This is a genomic window from Halomonas sp. AOP25-F1-15 (assembly GCF_052378675.1).
Lineage (GTDB): Bacteria > Pseudomonadota > Gammaproteobacteria > Pseudomonadales > Halomonadaceae > Vreelandella > Vreelandella casei.
On record NZ_JBQSXV010000001.1, the window covers coordinates 227264 to 247251 of the forward strand.

The 19988-nt window shown below is 52.3% G+C and carries 18 protein-coding genes; 7 read left to right on the forward strand and 11 right to left on the reverse strand.

Features of this window, described 5'->3' with window-relative positions; genetic code table 11:
- Positions 1-112: 112 nt before the first annotated feature.
- On the forward strand, positions 113-2296 hold the full coding sequence (locus tag ACT3TF_RS01005) for an OsmC domain/YcaO domain-containing protein (RefSeq protein WP_441685743.1): 2184 nt from the start codon (positions 113-115) through the stop codon (positions 2294-2296).
- 58 nt (positions 2297-2354) lie between these two features.
- Here ACT3TF_RS01005 and ACT3TF_RS01010 read toward each other — a convergent pair whose 3' ends face one another.
- The gene (locus ACT3TF_RS01010; RefSeq protein WP_441685741.1) at positions 2355-3257 is read right to left on the reverse strand and encodes a LysR family transcriptional regulator; all 903 of its coding nucleotides are present in this window, start codon (positions 3255-3257) and stop codon (positions 2355-2357) included.
- 100 nt (positions 3258-3357) lie between these two features.
- On the opposite strand from ACT3TF_RS01010, the gene ACT3TF_RS01015 reads away from it, so the two are divergent.
- The 3 genes from ACT3TF_RS01015 to ACT3TF_RS01025 all read left to right on the forward strand — a co-directional run bounded on the left by ACT3TF_RS01015 (position 3358) and on the right by ACT3TF_RS01025 (position 6269).
- Positions 3358-3573 (forward strand): DUF2798 domain-containing protein, encoded by a 216-nt coding sequence (locus ACT3TF_RS01015; RefSeq protein ID WP_441685739.1) that lies wholly within the window; start codon positions 3358-3360, stop codon positions 3571-3573.
- Positions 3574-3746: 173 nt separating this feature from the next.
- Entirely contained in the window at positions 3747-5210 is a 1464-nt protein-coding gene (locus ACT3TF_RS01020; protein ID WP_096278390.1) for an alanine/glycine:cation symporter family protein, read from the forward strand.
- Positions 5211-5249: 39 nt separating this feature from the next.
- The gene (locus ACT3TF_RS01025; RefSeq protein ID WP_441685737.1) at positions 5250-6269 is read left to right on the forward strand and encodes an asparaginase; all 1020 of its coding nucleotides are present in this window, start codon (positions 5250-5252) and stop codon (positions 6267-6269) included.
- A 119-nt stretch (positions 6270-6388) separates the two neighbouring features.
- On the opposite strand, the gene ACT3TF_RS01030 is transcribed toward ACT3TF_RS01025, so the two are convergent.
- Positions 6389-7174 carry an IclR family transcriptional regulator gene (locus ACT3TF_RS01030; protein ID WP_444671392.1) on the reverse strand — a complete coding sequence of 262 codons (786 nt, stop codon included), beginning with the start codon at positions 7172-7174 and terminating at the stop codon, positions 6389-6391.
- A 296-nt stretch (positions 7175-7470) separates the two neighbouring features.
- On the opposite strand from ACT3TF_RS01030, the gene ACT3TF_RS01035 reads away from it, so the two are divergent.
- Complete coding sequence (locus ACT3TF_RS01035; RefSeq protein WP_441685733.1) at positions 7471-8646, forward strand: iron-containing alcohol dehydrogenase; 1176 nt, start codon at positions 7471-7473, stop codon at positions 8644-8646.
- A 66-nt stretch (positions 8647-8712) separates the two neighbouring features.
- Positions 8713-9504, forward strand: a complete 792-nt coding sequence (gene attM, locus ACT3TF_RS01040) for an AttM family quorum-quenching N-acyl homoserine lactonase (RefSeq protein WP_176483374.1) — start codon at positions 8713-8715, stop codon at positions 9502-9504.
- A 133-nt stretch (positions 9505-9637) separates the two neighbouring features.
- Here the strand turns inward: attM and ACT3TF_RS01045 are convergent, their stop codons facing one another.
- The 7 genes from ACT3TF_RS01045 to ACT3TF_RS01075 form a co-directional block, all read right to left on the reverse strand.
- Positions 9638-10867 (reverse strand): nucleoside recognition domain-containing protein, encoded by a 1230-nt coding sequence (locus tag ACT3TF_RS01045; protein ID WP_441685731.1) that lies wholly within the window; start codon positions 10865-10867, stop codon positions 9638-9640.
- Between the two features lie 87 nt (positions 10868-10954).
- Positions 10955-12292, reverse strand: coding sequence for a four-carbon acid sugar kinase family protein (locus ACT3TF_RS01050; RefSeq protein ID WP_441685729.1), 1338 nt, complete (start codon positions 12290-12292; stop codon positions 10955-10957).
- Entirely contained in the window at positions 12289-13557 is a 1269-nt protein-coding gene (locus ACT3TF_RS01055) for a ribulose-bisphosphate carboxylase large subunit family protein (RefSeq protein WP_096278400.1), read from the reverse strand. Before ACT3TF_RS01055 ends, ACT3TF_RS01050 begins: the two co-directional genes overlap by 4 nt.
- An 18-nt stretch (positions 13558-13575) precedes the next feature.
- Entirely contained in the window at positions 13576-14850 is a 1275-nt protein-coding gene (locus ACT3TF_RS01060; protein ID WP_441685726.1) for a TRAP transporter large permease, read from the reverse strand.
- Positions 14847-15377, reverse strand: a complete 531-nt coding sequence (locus ACT3TF_RS01065) for a TRAP transporter small permease (protein ID WP_441685724.1) — start codon at positions 15375-15377, stop codon at positions 14847-14849. Before ACT3TF_RS01065 ends, ACT3TF_RS01060 begins: the two co-directional genes overlap by 4 nt.
- Positions 15378-15442: 65 nt before the next feature.
- Positions 15443-16429, reverse strand: a complete 987-nt coding sequence (locus ACT3TF_RS01070; protein ID WP_441685723.1) for a TRAP transporter substrate-binding protein — start codon at positions 16427-16429, stop codon at positions 15443-15445.
- A gap of 67 nt (positions 16430-16496) precedes the next feature.
- Positions 16497-17324: a phosphogluconate dehydrogenase C-terminal domain-containing protein gene (locus ACT3TF_RS01075; RefSeq protein WP_217990275.1), complete on the reverse strand. Its 828-nt coding sequence runs from the start codon at positions 17322-17324 to the stop codon at positions 16497-16499.
- Between the two features lie 231 nt (positions 17325-17555).
- Between ACT3TF_RS01075 and nanR the strand changes: the two genes are divergently transcribed.
- Positions 17556-18266, forward strand: coding sequence for a transcriptional regulator NanR (gene nanR, locus ACT3TF_RS01080; RefSeq protein ID WP_096278410.1), 711 nt, complete (start codon positions 17556-17558; stop codon positions 18264-18266).
- Here nanR and ACT3TF_RS01085 read toward each other — a convergent pair.
- A complete protein-coding gene (locus ACT3TF_RS01085; protein ID WP_441685720.1) occupies positions 18263-19195 on the reverse strand; it encodes a lysine exporter LysO family protein in 933 nt (310 codons plus the stop codon). The two genes, nanR and ACT3TF_RS01085, sit on opposite strands and share 4 nt — an antisense overlap.
- Positions 19196-19921, reverse strand: coding sequence for a hypothetical protein (locus ACT3TF_RS01090; protein ID WP_441685718.1), 726 nt, complete (start codon positions 19919-19921; stop codon positions 19196-19198).
- Positions 19922-19988: the final 67 nt, after the last annotated feature.

Consider the following 19988-nt stretch of genomic DNA (forward strand, 5'->3'; position numbering starts at 1 on the left):
GTTAACGCATACAAGACGAAGCAGGGTAAAAACTGGATAATGGCAGCCAATCAGCCTACGGCCCTGTTTATTCAAATGCCTAGCCAAATTCATTACCCCCGGATGCTCGTACATGGAAATTAAAGTTAACTATCTCGATAACCTCCGGCTAGAGGCTAAGTTCGACGACTTTACGGTCATTTCTGACCAGCCTATCCGCTATAAAGGTGATGGTTCGGCGCCGGGTCCTTTCGACTATTTCCTGGCGTCATCCGCCATGTGCGCGGCCTATTTTGTGAAGGTGTACTGCAACGCGCGGGATATTCCTACCGAGAATATTCGCCTCTCGCAGAACAACATCGTCGATCCAGAAGATCGCTATAATCAGATCTTTAAAATTCAAGTCGAACTTCCGGAAAATATTTCTGAGAAAGATCGTCAGGGCATCCTGCGGTCTATTGACCGCTGCACGGTTAAAAAAGTGGTGCAAGCCGGTCCTGATTTTCAAATCGAAACGGTCGAAAACATCGATGAAGATGCCCAGGCGCTACTGATGGGCGCGCCGGAAAGTGGCAGTACTTACATTGAAGGCAAAGACTTACCGCTAGAGCAAACCATCGCCAATATGAGCGCGATGCTGGCGGAACTGGGCATGAAGATTGAAATCGCCTCTTGGCGCAATATCGTGCCTCATGTTTGGTCGCTGCATATTCGCGATGCCGCCTCTCCCATGTGCTTTACCAACGGTAAAGGGGCGACCAAAGAGAGCGCACTTTGCTCGGCACTGGGTGAGTTTATTGAGCGCTTAAGCTGTAATTTTTTCTACAACGATCAGTTTTTTGGCGATGAGATTGCCAACAGTGAGTTTGTTCACTACCCCAATGAAAAGTGGTTCCTGCCGGGGCCGGGTGACGAACTGCCCGCTGAGATTCTCGATGATCACTGCCTAGCTATCTACAATCCCGAAGGCGAGCTGTGCGGTTCCAACCTGATTGATACCAACTCCGGTAACGAGGCGCGGGGCGTTGTTTCGCTGCCCTTTGTCCGCCGCTCTGACGGCGAGACAATCTACTTCCCCTCGAACCTGATCGAAAACCTGTTCCTGAGCAACGGCATGAGTGCCGGTAATACGCTGGTAGAAGCGCAGGTGCAGTGTCTTTCCGAAATTTTCGAGCGAGCGGTAAAGCGTGAAATTCTCGAACAGGAATTAAGCCTGCCGGATGTGCCGCAAGACGTGCTGGCGAAATATCCGAGCATTGTGGAAGGCGTTAACGCACTGGAGGCTCAAGGCTTTCCTGTGCTCATTAAAGATGCCTCTATGGGTGGGCAATTCCCCGTGATGTGCGTCACGCTGATGAATCCGCGTACCGGTGGTGTGTTTGCCTCTTTCGGAGCGCATCCAAGTTTTGAAGTGGCGCTTGAGCGCAGCCTAACCGAGCTGCTGCAGGGCCGCAGCTTCGAGGGATTGAATGACCTTCCTCACCCCACCTTCAACTCCCAGACCGTGTCCGAGCCCAACAACTTTGTAGAGCACTTTATCGACTCTGTGGGCGTGGTTTCCTGGCGTTTCTTTAGCGCTAAGCCCGATTTCGAGTTCTGCGAGTGGGATTTCTCTGGCAGCAATGAGGAAGAAGCCGAAACGCTATTTGGGATTTTCGAAGAGCTGGGTGCTGAAGTCTACATGGCGGTGCACGAAGACTTGGGCGCTCCTGTTTGCCGTATTCTAGTGCCGGGCTACTCAGAGGTGTATCCGATCGAAGATTTGATTTGGGATAACACCAATAAAGCGCTGGATTATCGGGAAGACATTCTTAATCTGCACCGTCTTGATGATAAACAGCTCAATGGTTTAGTGGAACGGCTGGAAGAAAGTCAGATAGATGATCATACGGACATCATTACGCTGATTGGCGTGGAGTTTGATGAAAACACCGTATGGGGGCAGCTTACTATTCTGGAATTGAAGCTGTTGACGAACTTGGCACTTCAGCAATATGACGACGCCTTAGAGCGCGTTGAAATGTTCTTGCAGTACAACGATAACACCGTCGAGCGAGGGCTTTTCTACCGTGCGATTAACGCGGTATTGGAAATCGTGTTGGATGATGAGCTGGCGCTTGACGACTACCTGCCTAACCTCACGCGCATGTTCGGTGCAGAGGCGATGGCGGCCGTGGTTGGCTCAGTCAATGGCGATGTGCGGTTTTACGGTTTAACGCCGACCAACATGCAGCTAGACGGCCTAGATCGCCACCTGCGCTTGATTGAAAGCTATAAAAAACTTCACGCTGCTCGGGCGGCTAACGTTGCTATGTAAACATTACCGGGCGTGCGAGTATCGCGATTGATTGGCTAGCGCTATACCGCTAGCCATTTCATTCTGCCGCATGAAACCAGCTTTGATGGCTGAGGAATTCTATTAGCTCTGTCCGGAAAAGCATGGCACGCGCAGAAAGGCTGCGGCGGTGGGGCCATACCAAGCAGATTTCTCTATGTTGACCCTGCCAGCTAGGCAGCACACGCACCAACGAGCCCATTTGTAGGCTGTTAGCCACCATGCTGGCGGGCATCAACGCGATGCCCGCGCCTGATTGGGTGAGATTTAGGACAACATTCATATCATTACTGATATGGAAATGATGTTTGTGGCAAGCGTGGTGATTGCCTTCGCTATCCATCAGTTGCCAATCGCTAAACATGTTGGCCGCAACACTAGGGCAGGCCGCAAGTTCACTAATCGTGGCCGGTAGAGGGTGCTGCATCGCTGGGGATGCCACCAAAATGGGCTCTATATAGCCTAGGTATTTTTGGATCAGAGTAGTATCTTTCTGAGGGCCTGATCGCAGCGCAATATCGGCTTGCTGATCGCGAATGTCGATGATGTTGTTATCTAGTTCGATGCTCAGCGAAATGTCCGGATAGCGGTGCGTAAAATGCCGCCAAAACGCATCCAGCGGCCCGCTGCCCAAGTTGACCGGGGCCATTACTTTTAACGGACCGCTTAGGCTATGCAGTGCTTGATCCAGGTTTAAAATGCGTTGATCGAGTGCTACCACTAGCTCTTCGCACTCGCGATAATAAGACTCCCCATGCGGCGTTAACGTTAAGCCTTTGGTTGAGCGATACAGCAACTCTACACCGAGCGTTGCCTCTAACGCGCTGATGCGCCGCGAAACGGTGGCAATTGTCATATTAAGCTGAGCAGCTGCCGCCGTCAGGCTGTGCTGGTTGGCAGCGACGATAAATATTTTGAGATCATCAAGAGAAGGTGTTTTCATTTTGCATTTATGTAAAATTGGTTTTCATATATTGCCATATATTACATTTATAGATGTTTGTTAGCCTATCCGCACTCAAACACTCGTAATAGGGCCGCCCATGAAACACCGAATTATCTTCGCTATTCTTATGTCATTCACACTATCGCTGATTATGTCCGCCTGGGTCACCTACGTGAATATCGGTGCCCATACTGATTTTGTGGGTATTTGGATGCATGCGTGGCTATTAGCATGGCCGGCCGCTGGTATCATCGCTTTTATCTGCGGCCCCTTTCTGCATAAAGTCGCCCACCGCATAGCCAATAATCTCTAAAAACTCGCTTGATGCACTATGATGCACTCGTTGGTGCAGTCAGTGCATACAACTGCATCTGTGCGCCAAGTTTAATTCTGCTCCACGCTTGGTAAAACGTTCTTCGCGCTTGATGATAGTAAAGCGACGCGCTTTCAAACATAACGCTAATACAAAAACGCGGAGAGAATCCCATGCTCGATATGCTCAATGACCTCCTGTGGGGGAAGATTCTACTAGTGCTGCTGGTGGGCGTTGGCGTCGGTTTTACCTTCGCTTCACGCTTTGTGCAGTTTCGCTATTTCGGTGAGATGTTTCGTATCCTAGGTTCGGGGCAAGTCTTTAAACGTAGCCAACACGGCCATTTAAGCTCGTTTCAGGCATTGGTGCTTTCGGTGGCGGGGCGTGTAGGTGGTGGTAATATCGCAGGTGTTGCGGTGGCCATTACTTTAGGTGGCCCAGGCGCGATTTTTTGGATGTGGCTGGTGGGTTTAATGGGCATGGCCACCAGTTTCTTGGAATGCACCCTGGCGCAAACATATAAAGAGGCCGAAGGCGATGGCACATATCGCGGTGGCCCGGCGTATTACATCGTTAAAGGGTTGGGTAAACAGTGGCGTTGGCTGGCAGCGTTTTACTCGGTGCTGTTGCTGTTGACCTTCGGCTTTGCCTTTACTGCACTTCAATCCTACGCAGTAGCGACTTCATTTGGAGACGCTTTCGGTGTGCCTGTGCTGTATACCGGGATTGCTCTGGCGATGCTGGTAGGCCTGATTATCTTCGGTGGCATTAAGCGTATTGCGCGTATTTCCGAGATTTTAGTGCCCTTTATGGCGATCAGTTATATTGCTATCGCACTACTGGTTATCGCCATGAACATTGGGGAAATTCCAGGTGTGATTGCGCTCATTGTAAAGAGTGCTTTCGGCCTTGAACCACTGATCGGTGGTGGAATTGGTGCGGCTATTATGATGGGTTTGAAGCGCGGCCTGTTCTCTAACGAAGCGGGCCTGGGTAGTGCGCCCAATGTGGCGGCAGTCGCCTACGTGCCGCACCCGGCCAACCAAGGTATCGTGCAGGCATTTTCGGTATTTATCGATACCGTCATTATTTGTTCTGCCACGGCGTTCCTGATTCTGCTCAGTGGCGTATACGATCCTGCGGCGGGCGCAGGTGTTGAGGGCATTGCCCTCACCCAGGCAGCGCTGGCCGAACACGTAGGTGAGTGGGGCCGCACTTTTGTTAGCCTGGCGCTATTGCTGTTTGCTTTCAGCACGATTTTGTACAATTACTACCTAGGCGAAAATAGCCTCAATTTTTTCAGTCGTGACAATCAGAACCTATTCAACGCCTTCCGCGTGGCGATCGTGCTTTTAGTGTGTTGGGGCGCGACCACTGATTTGGGCACCGTGTTTGGCTTTGCTGATGTCACTATGGGCCTTCTGGCCGTGGTCAACCTAATTGCGCTGATCCTGTTGTTCAAGTGCGGCTTGCGCATTCTCAAAGACTTCGATAGTCAGCGTCGGCAGGGCATCAAACAGCCGATTTTTGACGCTAACCAGCATCCGGACCTCGACCTGGATCCAAAAGCCTGGGAGCTAGAACCTGAAGAGGCTGAAGCATTAAAGCAGCGTCTAACAAGCGCGTCTGCCGAGTAAGGACTCGCTCAGCACGTATTAACTCAATCAGGAGTGCCCATGCCCCGTGTGCTAATACTCTATACCGGAGGGACTATTGGTATGCAGCCATCACCTCAAGGCTACGTACCCTGCGCGGGGCTGGCGGAACGCCTAGCGGCGCATTTGGCCCTGAGTGACCCTTACCGACTGCCAGCATTTGATGTAATTGAAATGCAGCCTTTGATTGATAGCGCAGAGCTAATGCCCGAGGCCTGGAATCGGCTGGTGGCACAGTTGGAATGCCACTGGGAGGCTTACGACGCTTTTGTAGTGTTGCACGGTACCGATACCATGGCGTATAGCGCCGCAGCACTTTCGTTTATGCTCGATGCGCTGAACAAGCCGGTGGTTTTCACCGGCTCTCAAATTCCGTTGGGCGAGCCCCGCAGTGATGCGCTGAATAATCTCATCAGCGCGCTGCAATTGGCGGTGCATCCAGACACGCCCCGTGAGGTTAGTCTGTCTTTTCACGACAGACTACTGCGTGGCAACCGTGCCCGCAAAGTACGCAGCCTGGGCCTAGATGCGTTTGATTCACCAAATTTTCCTTGGCTAGGAGCATTAGGCATTGGCATAACGCTGAATGTTGATGCCGCCCTTCCCAGCGGCATGCCAAGTTTTGTACCTATCGACCTTGACCCTGATGCGGTGGCTGTCCTATCGCTGCATCCGGGCATGTCGTTGCGCCGTGCCAAGGCGCTACTGGCCGATGCCTCCTTAAGGGGACTGGTGCTCTACAGCTACGGTGTTGGTAACCCGCCCAGTTTTGAAGGTGAGCTGCTGAGCGCCCTAACGGATGCCAACGAACGAGGTGTAGCATTAATTAACGTGACACAGTGCGATCAAGGTGGGGTAGTGCAGGGAGCTTACGCTACTGGTTCTGAGCTAAATAAATCAGGGGTAATCGCTGGAAGAGATATCACCTTGGAAGCCGCCGTAGCGAAGCTAATCGTACTATTGGGGCGTGGGTTAGCGGGATGCGCCTTGCAGAAAGCGCTGAAGAGCGACTTGCGGGGTGAGTCTCGCACGATACGCTAGATCCGCCTTTATTAATTACCCAAAGAACCAGTAGCACACCGCTATAGCCGTGATAATACCTGCCGCATCGGCCACTAATGCACAGCCTAAGCCGTGGCGGATACGGTGATGCAACGGAGTTAACATCCAGCTCCTAGACGACGCGAAATATCGTTGCCTGCAACAACTAAATTATGCCCTAAATCTTTAATTGCTTCGGTGGTTGCTTCGCTGCGGGTCAGCGATATGGCCATGCCGGCAACTGTATCGCCAGTATGGTTATGCAGCGATGTGCCCAAGCAAATCATACCTTCGCGAACCTGCCCGTCATCAATTGAAAAACCACGTTGACGGGTTTCATCAAGTTCACTGCGTAATTTCGTCAAATTGCGCACACTACGCGAAGTCAGTGGCCCAGGAAATTGATTAGAAAAAAGTTCGTGCAGGGCTGATGTGTCAAGTGCGGCCAGTAAGACTTTACCGGTCGCTGTAAAGGCCGCGGGCAGTCGCATGCCTATCCGAAATGTTGTGCCTAACGGTAAGTGGGCGTTGGAACAGGCAATATAGACAACGTCGCTTCCATCAAGCACCGTCATCGTCATTGTGTATTGGCCAAGGCTGTGGGCATCGGCAAAATAGCTTTTAAAAATGTCTACCAGATCATTTTGGGCCAAAAAACCATTGGCCCAGCGCATAGGGTGTGGCCCGGTACTGAAGGTTCCATCGAAGCCTTTGGTTAAAAGCCCAACTTCGACCATCGTCAGCAGAAGCCCATGAAGAGTGCTTTTCGGTAATGATAAAGCATGCCCTATTTCAGAAGCCTTGGGCTTCCTTGGTGATGCTGAAACAAAATCCATAATCGCAACCGCGCGGCGCAGAGCGGGCACCTTTGTCGTTCCTGCTTTGGGTGCTTCACCACCTTTCACCTCATTTCTCCTTATTGACTTTACGCGATACTTAGATGCATTGTTGAGTTCACTTTGCTGATTCAAGTTCATTATGATGAACTTTGTAGAAAGAACAAAGATAAATTAACGTCATCCACACCTTTTTAAAACGGCATACTTCATCTTAGATAAATGAGAACTCGCTTCAAAGCTAATCTCTTACGATGCTAACAGCTGTCATGGCGGCAAGACGTTGGTGCCTGTGTTAAGCGCTTTTAGAACGGGCATCGCTATTCGACAATTCCTAAAACGTTCATCCGATACATAAACACAAGATGGAGGAAACGATGACCACAACACCTTTTGGTTTCACCACTGTTGCCGACATTTATGTCGAATGGGGCGGTGCTGCTCGCCTAGGTGAATTGCTCGGCGAGCGCTTTAGTGAACGCAAAGCATTGCTTGTCACGGATCGTGGGCTGATTGATGCGGGGCTTATTGCGCCAGTTGAAAAGACATTAAAAACACTGGGCTTTGATGTTTCGATTTTTGATGAAGTCGTTGCCGACCCGCCCGAGGCCGTCGTGCTTGAATGCGCTGAGAAGGCTCGCGCACAAAATATTGATATTGTGATTGGCCTTGGTGGGGGATCATCGCTTGATATTGCCAAGCTTGTGGCGGTTATGGTCGGTAGTGAACAACCGCTGTCTGACATGTATGGAATCGGCAATGTCATCGGTAAACGTTTACCGCTGGCCCTAATCCCTACAACCGCGGGCACAGGCTCCGAAGTTACCAATATTTCCATCATCACTACTGGCGAAACCACTAAAATGGGTGTTGTTTCGCGGCAACTTTTCGCAGATTTTGTCCTTCTCGATGCCGAACTAACGATTGGCCTGCCCCAAATACATACCGCAGCAACCGGGATTGACGCGATGGTGCATGCCATCGAAGCTTATACATCCAAAATCAAGAAAAACCCATTGTCAGATGCCCTTGCTCGCGAAGCTCTGCGTCTGCTGGGCAGTAACCTGATTGCGGCATGTAAAGATGGTACTAACCGCAAAGCACGTGAAAACATGCTGCTGGGCGCCATGCTGGCGGGGCAGGCCTTTGCCAACTCCCCGGTGGCAGCGGTTCATGCTTTAGCTTATCCGCTGGGCGGACATTACCACCTGCCACATGGCTTGACAAACGCCCTGATGCTAGGGCCGGTCTTGCGTTATAACGCTAAAGTGGCGGCACCACTTTATGCCGAACTGGCTGATGTCATGAGCGTGCCGGGCGAGGGTGGCGATATTAGTACACGTTCAGAAGACTTCGTAAGTCATATGCTGGCTCTGATGGATGAAAGCGGCGCTCCACGCCGTTTGCGCGATGTCAATGTCACTGAAGACAGTTTGGCTATGCTGGCAAAAGATGCCATGAAACAGCTCCGTCTTTTGGTGAACAACCCGGTGGAAGTGACCGAAGAGGACGCATTAGCACTTTATCGCGAAGCCTATTAGGGCTTCATAAATTGCCTGTTAAAAAATCTGGTCTCAACCAGCAACACAACAAGAAAGGTGAAAACCATGACTGACATTCGACTTTACATGTTTCAAACCGGCTCGCTGAAATGCAAAGTGCACAATATCAAAATGAATGAAGGTGCTGGTGCCGATTATGAAATTCCGGTTCCATTTTTTCTGATCACCCATCCTGAGGGGCATACCATTATTGATGGTGGGAATGCCGTTGAAGTGGCCACTGATCCGGTTGGGCATTGGGGTGGAATTACCGACGTGTATTGGCCTGTGATGGAAGAGTCTGAGGGTTGCGTCGCCCAGCTTAAAAAAATGGGGATCCAACCGGAAGATATTCGCTATGTGGTGCAATCACATTTGCACCTGGACCATACAGGAGCGGTTGGCCGCTTCCCGAATGCGACGCATATCGTGCAACGTGAAGAGTATGAATATGCCTTTACCCCTGATTGGTTCGCAGCAGGTGGGTATATTCGCAAGGATTTCGACAAGCCAGATTTGAAATGGCAGTTCCTCAATGGAACTGAAGATGATCATTACGATATATATGGAGATGGCACACTGATCACCGTCTTCTCGCCTGGTCACGCGCCGGGACATATGTCGTTTAAGGTAAATCTGCCTAATAGCGGCCCCATGATTTTGACAATTGATGCGGCTTACACTACTGATCACTGGGAAGAAAAAGCATTGCCGGGATTTTTGGCATCGACTGTGGATACCGTCCGTTCTGTTCAAAAACTACGTGCACTCGCTGATAAAACCAATGCAACCGTTGTTACCGGTCACGATCCGGATGCCTGGGCTACTTTTAAGCATGCCCCAGAATATTATGATTAATACCAACGGATCATGCCAGCCCGTGCTTTCGGGCTGGCATGTGCACTTCAGGTGATCGGTTTTTATCATGAAAGCTGTGTTCATCGTGGTGGATTTTCTTCTTGAGATGTTCGCGGCTACTGGGCAGGAGAACCTACCCAAAAAACCAGTAGCACACCGCTATAGCCGTGATAATACCTGCCGCATCGGCCACTAATGCACAGCCTAAGCCGTGGCGGATACGGGTAATGCCTATCGCGCCGAAGTAAACTGCCAGTACGTAGAACGTTGTTTCGGTACTGCCTTGCAGGGTAGCCGCTAAGAGTCCTGCAAAACTGTCTACGCCAAAGGTGTCCATGGTTTCAATCATCATGGCACGCGCGCCGCCCCCTGAAAGCGGCTTCACAAAGGCGGTGGGCAGGGCGTCTACAAAGCGGGTGTCCCAGCCAAACCCTTCGACGATCCAGCGTATGCCGCTTAGCCCAGCATCCAATACGCCGCTGGCGCGAAGTACGCCCACGGCGACCAGCATGGCAATCAGGTAGGGCAGCAGCGTAACAGTGAAGCTTAAGCCTTCTTTAGCCCCTTCAATAAAAGCGTCGTAAACCTTCACTCCGCGTAGCGCCCCTACCACTAGGAACATGATTACAATACTAAAGAGCGTAAGGTTGCCCACTAACGTGGAAGCGGCCGCCAGCGCCTGAGCCGACATCCCCGCAAGTGTCGTGAGTAATAAGCCTAAACAGAGCGCTGCCACGACGAGATACCCCAGCACCACCGGCTGCCAAAGCTTTATGCGCTGAACAATGGCCACCGCTAAAAGCCCCGCCAGACTAGAAGCCGTCGTCGCTAGCAGGATAGGAAGAAATACCAGCGTGGGATCAGCGGCGCCTTGCTGGGCGCGGTACATGAAAATGGTGACCGGTAGCAGCGTTAGCGATGAAGTATTAAGCACTAAAAATAGAATTTGCGCGTTGCTGGCGGTTTCAGAGCTGGGGTTCAGGCTTTGCAGCGAGTGCATGGCCTTGATGCCGATAGGCGTAGCGGCGTTATCCAGGCCTAGAATGTTGGCTGCAAAGTTCATGCTGATCAGCCCCATGGCGGGATGCCCGCGAGGCACTTCAGGCATTAAGCGACAAAAAAGCGGGTCCAGCACTCGTCCCAGCAGACGAATCAGCCCTGCCTTTTCGGCAATCGAAAGAAATCCCAACCATAGCGTCATCGTGCCGAGCAGCACCAGAATGATGTCGACACTTACCCGGGCCATGTCGAAAAGCGACTGGACTAAGCGGGCGAACACTTCGCCGTCGCCACCCACCAACCACTGCCACATTGACGCTACAAACGCAGCGATAAAGAAGCTTAACCAAATTCCGTTGAGCATGGCGAGCGGGCATCCTGGATTACGGTAAGGAAGATGACGCTAATCCTACCGAATTCAGGGCGCGGCAACACTCTTGTAATCAAAGATCTAGGCGACTCCATCACGAATTGACATGAAATAGTTTTCGCTGCCTATCTGACCGCCTTTCAAGGCAACCTCCAAACCATCGAACGCTGGAAGGTCGCTATGAGCAGTGCAGAGCGGAGACCCCGGCGTTTCTGGTAGAGGCAGCCGGGTGGTCAAAGCATGTACCGCAAGCTGGTTGAGAGCATGACTTGATGTGTCACCGCCTGCGATCACTACGCGCTCAAGCCCGTGCGCGTACACCATCTGGCGCAATAGCTGGCCCAGCGAACGGCCAATAAGGTGGCGCGCTCTTTCTCCTCCCTGATGCACGGCCTCTGCATCACTGTTGGGGCCCATTGCGGTATATACAATGACGCTTTTGCCTTGGCTGAGCGCCTCATTAGCGGCTTCCTGAGCCAGGTACATGGCCTCTGCATGTGTACGTTCGTTGATCAGCTGGACGACATCGAGGGCAATAACGCGAAAGCCATTGGCTTCTGCGCTGCGAATTTGCCGTGCCGTCACTTCTGAGCAACTGCCGGATACTACTGCTAACTGCTCAACTGCCCCAGGTGAAGAGAAGCGCGGCGGGTTTTCGGGGATCAACATCTGCCTACGCCAAGTGCTTACTAGAGAGTACTCCACGGCAGAGGAGCCGACCACGAAGCTTCCTTTAGGGGAACACGTTCGCCATAGCTGTGTACCAACCTCAGCCTGTTGGTCGTGGGTCAGCGTATCGAACAATACTACGTCATTTTCTTGCATGAGCTGATCGACGCGAGTGTCGGTATCGGTTGAGTCGAGACAAAGAACATCTGCTAGACCGATGGAGAGCAGGGTCTGTTGCGCCAGATGATGCCTCAAGTCTGCCTCTTTCATAGGTGTTACAGGGTGCCTGCACATCACAGGATGACGATCAATTCGATGTATTTCGCTATCGAAGGCAGCGAAATGTTGTCCGAATACGGTGTAGCGTTTGAGCTGCGGTGCGCCAATCGCCAGAGGCACCGAGCGCTGCTTGAATAGCGATTTTCCTATTTCCAGCGCTTTCCCGATGCTGCCAATCGTCGGGGCGCTGTCGAACGTTGAGCACACCTTATAGTGACAAATCGTTGCACCGAGTGATTTCAACCAGGTGAGCGCACTATGGAGGTGCGACTCCATCCACTCGGGAGATTCACTGCGGCTAGTGCCCGCCAAGCCTACGGCAGTATAGCTGGCGAAAGGAGCCAGCTGCTGCGCCGTGGGAGGTGCCAGAAAAAGCACAGTTTTTACTCCGTGGAGGCTCAGTGCTTCCATCACATCGGTGGAGCCTGTGAGATCATCGCCATAGTAGGAGAGAAGTAGAGAGGTGCTCATTGGCCAAAAGCCTCTATGGCTTGGGCAAGTTCGCGGTGTTCGCGGGCATAGGTCGCCATGGGAATGTCCGTCATGGCCGCTTGCCATGCTTGGCGCAGACTGGCTACTCCGCCTGCAATGCCACCGGGATGAGCCATGATGCCGCCTCCGCAACAGTAAATAAGGTCGCTATTTCCGAGCGCTTGATAAGTATCAGTGACTTGGGCAGCGCTTTGTCCTGAAGAGAACACCGGCATGATCTGATAGCCGGCGTCTGGAGTCTCGAACATGGGGGTTTGGCAGGCACGAGCACTAGTAATGACGCTATCGTCCTCTTCGCTAAACTTGTTGCGCAGGCCATTCACATGGATATGATCGACCCCCGCTAAGCGCCATAATTTATGGTAGGCCGTAAAAGCCATTCCTACATGTGGAGATCGGCTGAACATGCCCCAGCCTGCACGATGGCCATGCAGGGCTACTTCGCAATGACGGCGGAGGTATGTCACACCTGCTAAACCGACGCTGTTCACTGCCACCATGACACAGGTGCCACCGGCAGCCACCACATAGTCGTGCTGGGCGCGCATTTCGTCGATATCGCCACTGATATTGAAGGCGTACATGACCTTTTTACCGGTACGCTCCGCATGGGCGTTGATGATTGGCATGACGGCATCGACACGTGCCCGCAGCGGGTTATGGGGTCCGTTGGCCTGTAACTCATCGTCCTTGATGAAATCGATGCCACCCACCACGAGTTGCTCCACCATATTGGCAGTTTCAGCGACGGAGAGGCCCACACTGGGTTTGATTATCGTGCCGATCATAGGGCCGCTGGAAATGCCGGAGAGTTGCCGGGTACCCGTTATTCCGAACTGAGGGCCGGGGTAAACGCTTGCGAAGGAATCGGGCAACTCGATATCGAGTAATTTCAGCGCAGAAAACTCTTTCAGCTCAAACAGGTTGCCGGCCACGGTTGATACTAGGTTCGGCAGTGAAGGCCCCATATTTTCCAGTGGCCATGAGAGCTTTACTCGAGCGCGTTGGAAAAGGGTATGACCTTGAGGCGCTAGGTCAGCACGCATGGGTAGCGAGGGGGCATCGAGCGCGTCCAACATCTCGATACTCTCGACGATTGCACCATGAGCTTCACGTAAGGCATCTGTTTCGTTGGCAAGGCGGGTGAAAGTGCCTGAGGACTGCTCTCCTGCCATCACGTTTGCGGCATGCTCAACGTGATAAGGAGTTTCAATCATGTAGTGGGCGTAAATGCGTGTGCTCATCAATAAGGCTCCGGCAGATCAAAACAGAAGGTCGCGTATAAAGAGCGAAATCATCGGTACATAGGTAATCAGCATCAGGCAGGTGATCATGGTAAATACTGGGGGAAGCAAAAATCGGAACAGTTGCTCAACGGGCAATTTAGCTACCTGGGCAGCGGCAAATAAATTGACCCCCAATGGCGGAGTGAACATTCCCAAGGCCAAATTCACCACGACTACTATCCCAAAGTGCACTGGGTCGATGCCGAAACCAATCGCGATCGGAGCCAAGATGGGAGCAAGAATCAAAATGGCCGCAGAGGTCTCGATAAACATGCCAACCAGTAACAGCAGCATGTTGATAGCCAATAGGAAGGTGTAGCGGTTATCAAAGGTGCTCTGTGCCCAGGCACCAATATCACTGGCCAATCCTGAACGTCCAATCACAAAACTGAGAATGGAAGCCGCGGCGATAATCAGCATGATCGACCCTGCAGAAAGAGCACTCTCGCGAAAAATACGCGGTAGGTCGCCAAGCTTTATAGTTCGGTATACCACCATTCCTAGAAACAGACCGTACAACACTGCAACCGCCGAGGCCTCTGTGGGGGTAAATATGCCACCGTAGATGCCGCCGATAATAATCACCGGCATCAATAGAGCAAGAAAGGCTCTCTTGAAGGCGGGCCAGGCGGGCGAGCGTAAATCGCCATCGTGGGTGCCGTAGCCTTTGATGCGGCACCAAATGATGACCATCATTATCAGAGCAAGGCCGATCAATAGGCCTGGCCCAAAACCAGCAAGAAATAGCTGAGTAATAGAGGTTTCTGTGCTGACACCGTAGAGAATCAATGGCACTGATGGAGGAATGATAATGCCCAGCTCAGCAGAAGAGGCTTGGATAGAGGCGGCCATAGGTGCCGGATAGCCCCTAGCTACCATGGCAGGAATCAAGATGGCTCCAATCGCAAAAGTGGTTGCCACGCTGGAGCCTGAGATAGCTGCAAACATCATGCAGGTCACTACACAGGTACAGGCGAGACCACCTTGAATACCACCAACCAGCGAGCGGGCAAATTCCACCATCCTGGCGGCGATGCCGCCATTGCTCATGATATGGCCGGCCAAGATAAAAAATGGAACTGCCATAAGCGGAAAGCTATCTAATCCCACAAACATACGTTGGGGAACGACCAGGAGGGGAACGCTGCTGAAGAAGTAAAGACCAATCACTGCGGTTAAGGCGATGGCAACCGCAATAGGTATCGACAGCGCAAACAGCGCGATCAACGCTGAGCCGATCGCCAGATTCATGGGGTTTCTCCTGCATCAGAACAGATAGGCTTTGCTTGGTGTTGGCCTAGATGATGCTGATATTCGGCGCAAAGCTGGCGTGTCACCACAGCGACGATGGCGACGGCACAGCCAGTGGGGATCGCGGCATAAAACCATGACATGGGGATTGCAAGCATGGCGATTTGTTGACCAGAAACACGCAGCGTAATCAGATAGCCTTGCCAGACCAGAATCGTCAGCAGCGTTAGGACGGCAGTACATACCAGACGCTGGCCAAAGATACGTAAGCGCGGCGGCAGGCGGTCCAGAAAAAGATCAATAGAGATCATGGCGCCATACCAAAATGCAGCTGCGCTGACCAGAAAAACGCTCCAGATGATGAAACCGCGTGCCAGGATTTCTGACCAGGCGGCCGGATCGCCGAGAATAAAGCGAGTAAACACCTGGTACGCGACTAATGCGACTGCCAGGGCGAGAAGGAGCGCGGCAAGATTATGGGCTAGCTTAATGAGGCCCAGGGTCAAGGTGTTCAGAAACGACAACATAAGCGATAACCTCATCGTTGGAGAAGAGGTGCCTCCCCGTGAGGAGGCACGCGGCAGAGGGCTACTCATTCGGTTGCGCGAATACGCTCTAGAAGCTCACTACCATACTGCTCGGCATAGCGCTCGTAGGCAGGCTCAACAGCCTCCCGGAACTGCGCGTAATCAATCTCGGTGACGACTTCCATGCCATTACTACGCAGCAACTCCACACCTTCCTCCTCAATGCGCTGGACGGCATCGCGTGAGGTTTGGGCAGCTACTTGTGCGGCTTGGCGAAACCAGCCCTGCTGCTCTTCATTGAGATCATCCCAATATATTTTCGACATCACTAATGCTGTGGGGGAGTAAACATGGCCTGTGAGCGTTAGGTAGTCCTGGATCTCCCACATGCTGTTTACCGTTAGAATGGGAATCGGATTTTCCTGGCCGTCGATGGTGCCCTGCTGAAGGGCTGTAATGACTTCTGTCCAGGAGATAGGTGTTGGTGCAGCGCCTAGCGCCTTGAAGGTTTCAAGATGCACCTGATTTTCCATGGTGCGGATCTTCATGCCTTCCATATCTCCAGGTGTTTCAACCGGGCGCCTGCTATTGGTCAAGTGCCGAAAGCCGTTTTCGGCCCATGCCAGGCCAATCAAGCCTTCGTCTTCAAACTCGTCCAACAACGACTGGCCAATCTCGCCATCGAGTACTTTGTGGGCGTGGTCGTAATCGCGAAACAGGAAAGGAAAATCGAGGGCGTAAACAGAGGGTACGAAATTGCCGATAGGACCGGTTGAGGTCAGTGTCAGCTCAACAGAGCCGATTTGCAGCCCTTCCAGGACGTCTCGTTCACCGCCTAAGGCGCTGGCAGGGCGCAGATTGATTTTAAACTCTCCGTCGCTAAGCCGGTCTACCTCGTCAGCAAACGCTTGGCCGGCTTCGCCATAATGGGAGTTAAGCGGGGGTGTGAACGCAAGGTTCATCTCTTGTACCGCAAAAGACGAAGTACTAGCAGCCAGAGCAATGGTGGCGGCGATGGCGGCAGAGACTTGGTTGAGTCGGAAGGTCATCATCTTATACTCCAAATTGTTGTAATTAGTGTTGGTGTGATGTTGCTAAAGCGTTGTTAAGCAAACAGGGTCAGGTGATACGGCGAATGCTTTCGGCAATTTCTTCAGGCTCAAATACGCGCTTCCAGTCATCACGCATCAATTGCGGTTTACCATTCTCAATTGCCTTGTTGCAGGCATCGGAGAAAACGCCTGGCTGCTCATCGAAAATAACGGCAGCCAGAATATTCATGTGGCCTAGCAAGAAGTCGCGTGCGCACTGCTGGTCAACGCCGCGGGCGACGACTTCGTCCATTGCTTCCCGCATGACCACCAGTAGCGTGGCGCATACCGTTTCCGAAAGACCAGGTTCAAGAAGTGCCATCTGTTCGACTGTGACACGGTGAGAGCGAACAACCGGTGCATAGATGGTCTTAGCAATCGCTTCGCCCAGTGGATAGAGTTCTTCAGGTCCTTGCATCAGCGCATTGACAATGTGTTGCTTAGCCTTGGCCCCGCCAAAGTAATCGCGCTTGGCATCTAGATCTGTTTCATCATTGAAGATCGGTGGGTGGCAAGGGTGCGTGACGAAGTAGACCAGATCGTCACGGTTGGGCAGGTGGCCAGCAAAAGGGGCGGCGGCATCGAGTGTAATGACCATAGTGCCGCTGGCCATCAGTGGCGATAGTTCTTCAGCAACGCGCCCGACCAGCGTATCTGGAACCGCTAGTATCACCACCTGAGCATCAGGCACAGCCTGTTGGGCATCTACGCAACTGATACCTAGGCCTTCTGATAGGCGCTGGCGACCAGCGTCACTCAATTCCACATGGCTGACGGTGTAACCTGACTGTTTTAAGTTGCTCGACAGGCGGTAACCCATTTTTCCGCCTGCGCCGATAAGGGCAATGTTGGTCATAGAAGACTCCAGTGAAGGTTTTGTATGGCGCTAGCGATAAGTTCGCTGAGGTTTAAAAGGGTAAGTTTTTTGCTCAGCAACTGGTATGATGACATAATATCTATATCAGTCTGTCAAATGCTGCTTTGGTCGTATTTAAGTAAATTTTGCCAATTTTCAGCACAACAGCGCTAGACTGTTGACGTTCATTGGATAACCAAGTCGCTGTGTGGCTTGTGAGGAGAAATTGCCGTGCAACCAGCCCCTAAAATTACTCGTCGCAAGCTGTCAGATGAGGTGTTTGATCGGCTTTATGAAATGGTAGAGTCGGGCCAATACAAGCCTGGAGATACGCTACCTTCTGAGCGCGAGCTGATGGACCGCTACGGTGTGGGAAGACCGGCAATTCGTGAGGCGATGCAAACGCTTGAACGTATTGGGCTTGTCGAAATTAATCACGGCCAGCGCCCTAAAGTACTGCAGCCGACGGCGATGGGACTGATGTCGCAGATTGATTTAACCGCTCGTCATATGCTCGCTAGCTCGTCTCAGTCGCTTGAACAACTGAAAGAGGCGCGCACATTCTTTGAGCTGGGTATGGTGGAGAAGGCGATAGGACAGGCCTCTGTGGCAGACATTGCTCATTTGAGAGAGTTGTTAGAGCAACAATGCGGGCATTTAAATGGAGATGCTCAAGCCTTTATCGAGATCGATATGGCGTTTCATACCGCCATTGCCGGAATTACTCGTAATCCTATTTTTATAGCAACTAGCCAATCCATGCTGGGTTGGCTAGCGCGCTTTCATGCTAGTTTGCTGCACTGGGAAGGCAACGAGGACATTACCTTGCTTGAGCACGCCAAAATTATTGACTGTATCGAGCAGGGGGATAAGGCGGCTGCCGTAGAGGAAATGCGCAAACACTTAGAACGCGCGCGGCTGCTCTATTGCTTGAATAGCTAACCCGAGAGCGAAAGAAAGAACAGAATAAGCGGTGGGGAGAGCAGCGAGAGGATAAACCCGCTGACCACGGCAATGGGCACGCAGGCTACGCCGCCGTGCTGCTGGATCACGGGCAGCGTGAAGTCCATCGAGGTTGCACCGCCGTAGCCGATAGCAAGTGCGGTGTGGCGATGAATCACCAGCGGAATCAAGATAAAGGCGAGGAGCTCGCGAGTGAGGTCGTTGAAAAACGCCACGCCGCCCATTAGCGGGCCTAGCTGGTCACCGATAAGAATGGCGGAAAGTGAATACCAGCCAAAGCCTGATGCCATGGCAAGGCCTTCATTCCAACTCAGCGACAGCAGCGGGGCGGCGACTAAGCCGGCTAGCAATGAGCTGAGCGCTAGCGTGACGGCAATCGCCAGCCCCATCTTGTTAAGCAGTATCTGTTTTAGCGGCATGCCGGAATTGCGCAGCTGACAGCCAATCAATATCAGCAGCACATAGAGCACCCACTCGGCTAGTAAATCAGCGGTGTTGAACAGCGTTTCGCCAACGTAGGGGCCTGCCAATAGGCCAGCGGTAACGCCACCGGCCACCACCGCGACCAGCCATAGTGAGCCCTGCATCGCCGCTAGCTTGCTGGTGGGGGCATTTTTTACCACCGGTGAATTAGCGGTATGCAGAGGCAAGCGCTGCGATAGCCACCAAAGCGCCGATAGGTTAAATAGCGTGGTAATGCTAAACAGCAGCAGCGCATTGCCGCCTAAGCGAGAAAGCTGGCTGATGAGATTTTCAAGACCCGCCAAGCTAATACCCATAAACAGCAGAATCAAATAAACCGAGCCGCTAACGGCCCGGTTTATTTGGTTCTGTACGCGGGTAGAACGAACCGGAACCAGGTAGCCCAGTACCAGCGGGAGTAAAACAATCAGTAAACCCGAAAGCATTTAGGGTGCCGTGCCTCCGTTTGGGTTGAAGTTTGTTAACGTTAGCTGTGTTTCGCGGCTACCCTCTTTTTGGTATACGGCTGAGAGAATCAGGCCGGGCCAGTCAGGGTGAAAGCTAAGTTTTAGAAGGCGATCAGGCTTCTCAATATCAATCAGAGAGACTTCCAGTGCCTCAAACTCACCGTCAGGTAATCCCATGCTAGTAGGTTCGGTAATGAGTTGCTTCTCAACATAGTACTGAAAATGCTCATCGCGCCCTTTGTTATCCACAAACTCAATCTCGCAGGGCGTGCTTTCGGTGCAGTTTTCGTGACCCGCACGTCTTGACAGGTCAAACAGCGCCGTTTGACGGTCCAAGGTGGGTATCTCACTCTCGTTTAGCTGATAGCTATCGCCCATGCCCAGCAGGGAATAGCTGCTGCTATAAAGCAGTGAGTGAGCGGTGTCGTCGCGGAGTGAAAAGCGACTGAGTTCCTGGCCGCGCACGACGGCAATCGAAAAGCGCATATCGCTTAACCAATGACTACCTTCGTTAGACAGCCGATGCGTAATAGTGGCGCCAGGCCAGCCGCGAACTTCAAGCCGGTACTGGGCTTCAAAGGGCTGCGGATCCTTAAATGTTGGCTCGTTTTGCGCTAGCGCCACAGCGCTTGAAAAAAGCCCAATCAGGCTGAGTGTCGCTCCTGCCAACCGTTGGGCAGCGGATCGTGCTAAGACATTGACCAAAGGCCCTTCCTCCAAAAAAACGTACCGTCTTAAGAGCCTTTCGCTAGTACTTGGTTCATCGAGCGCC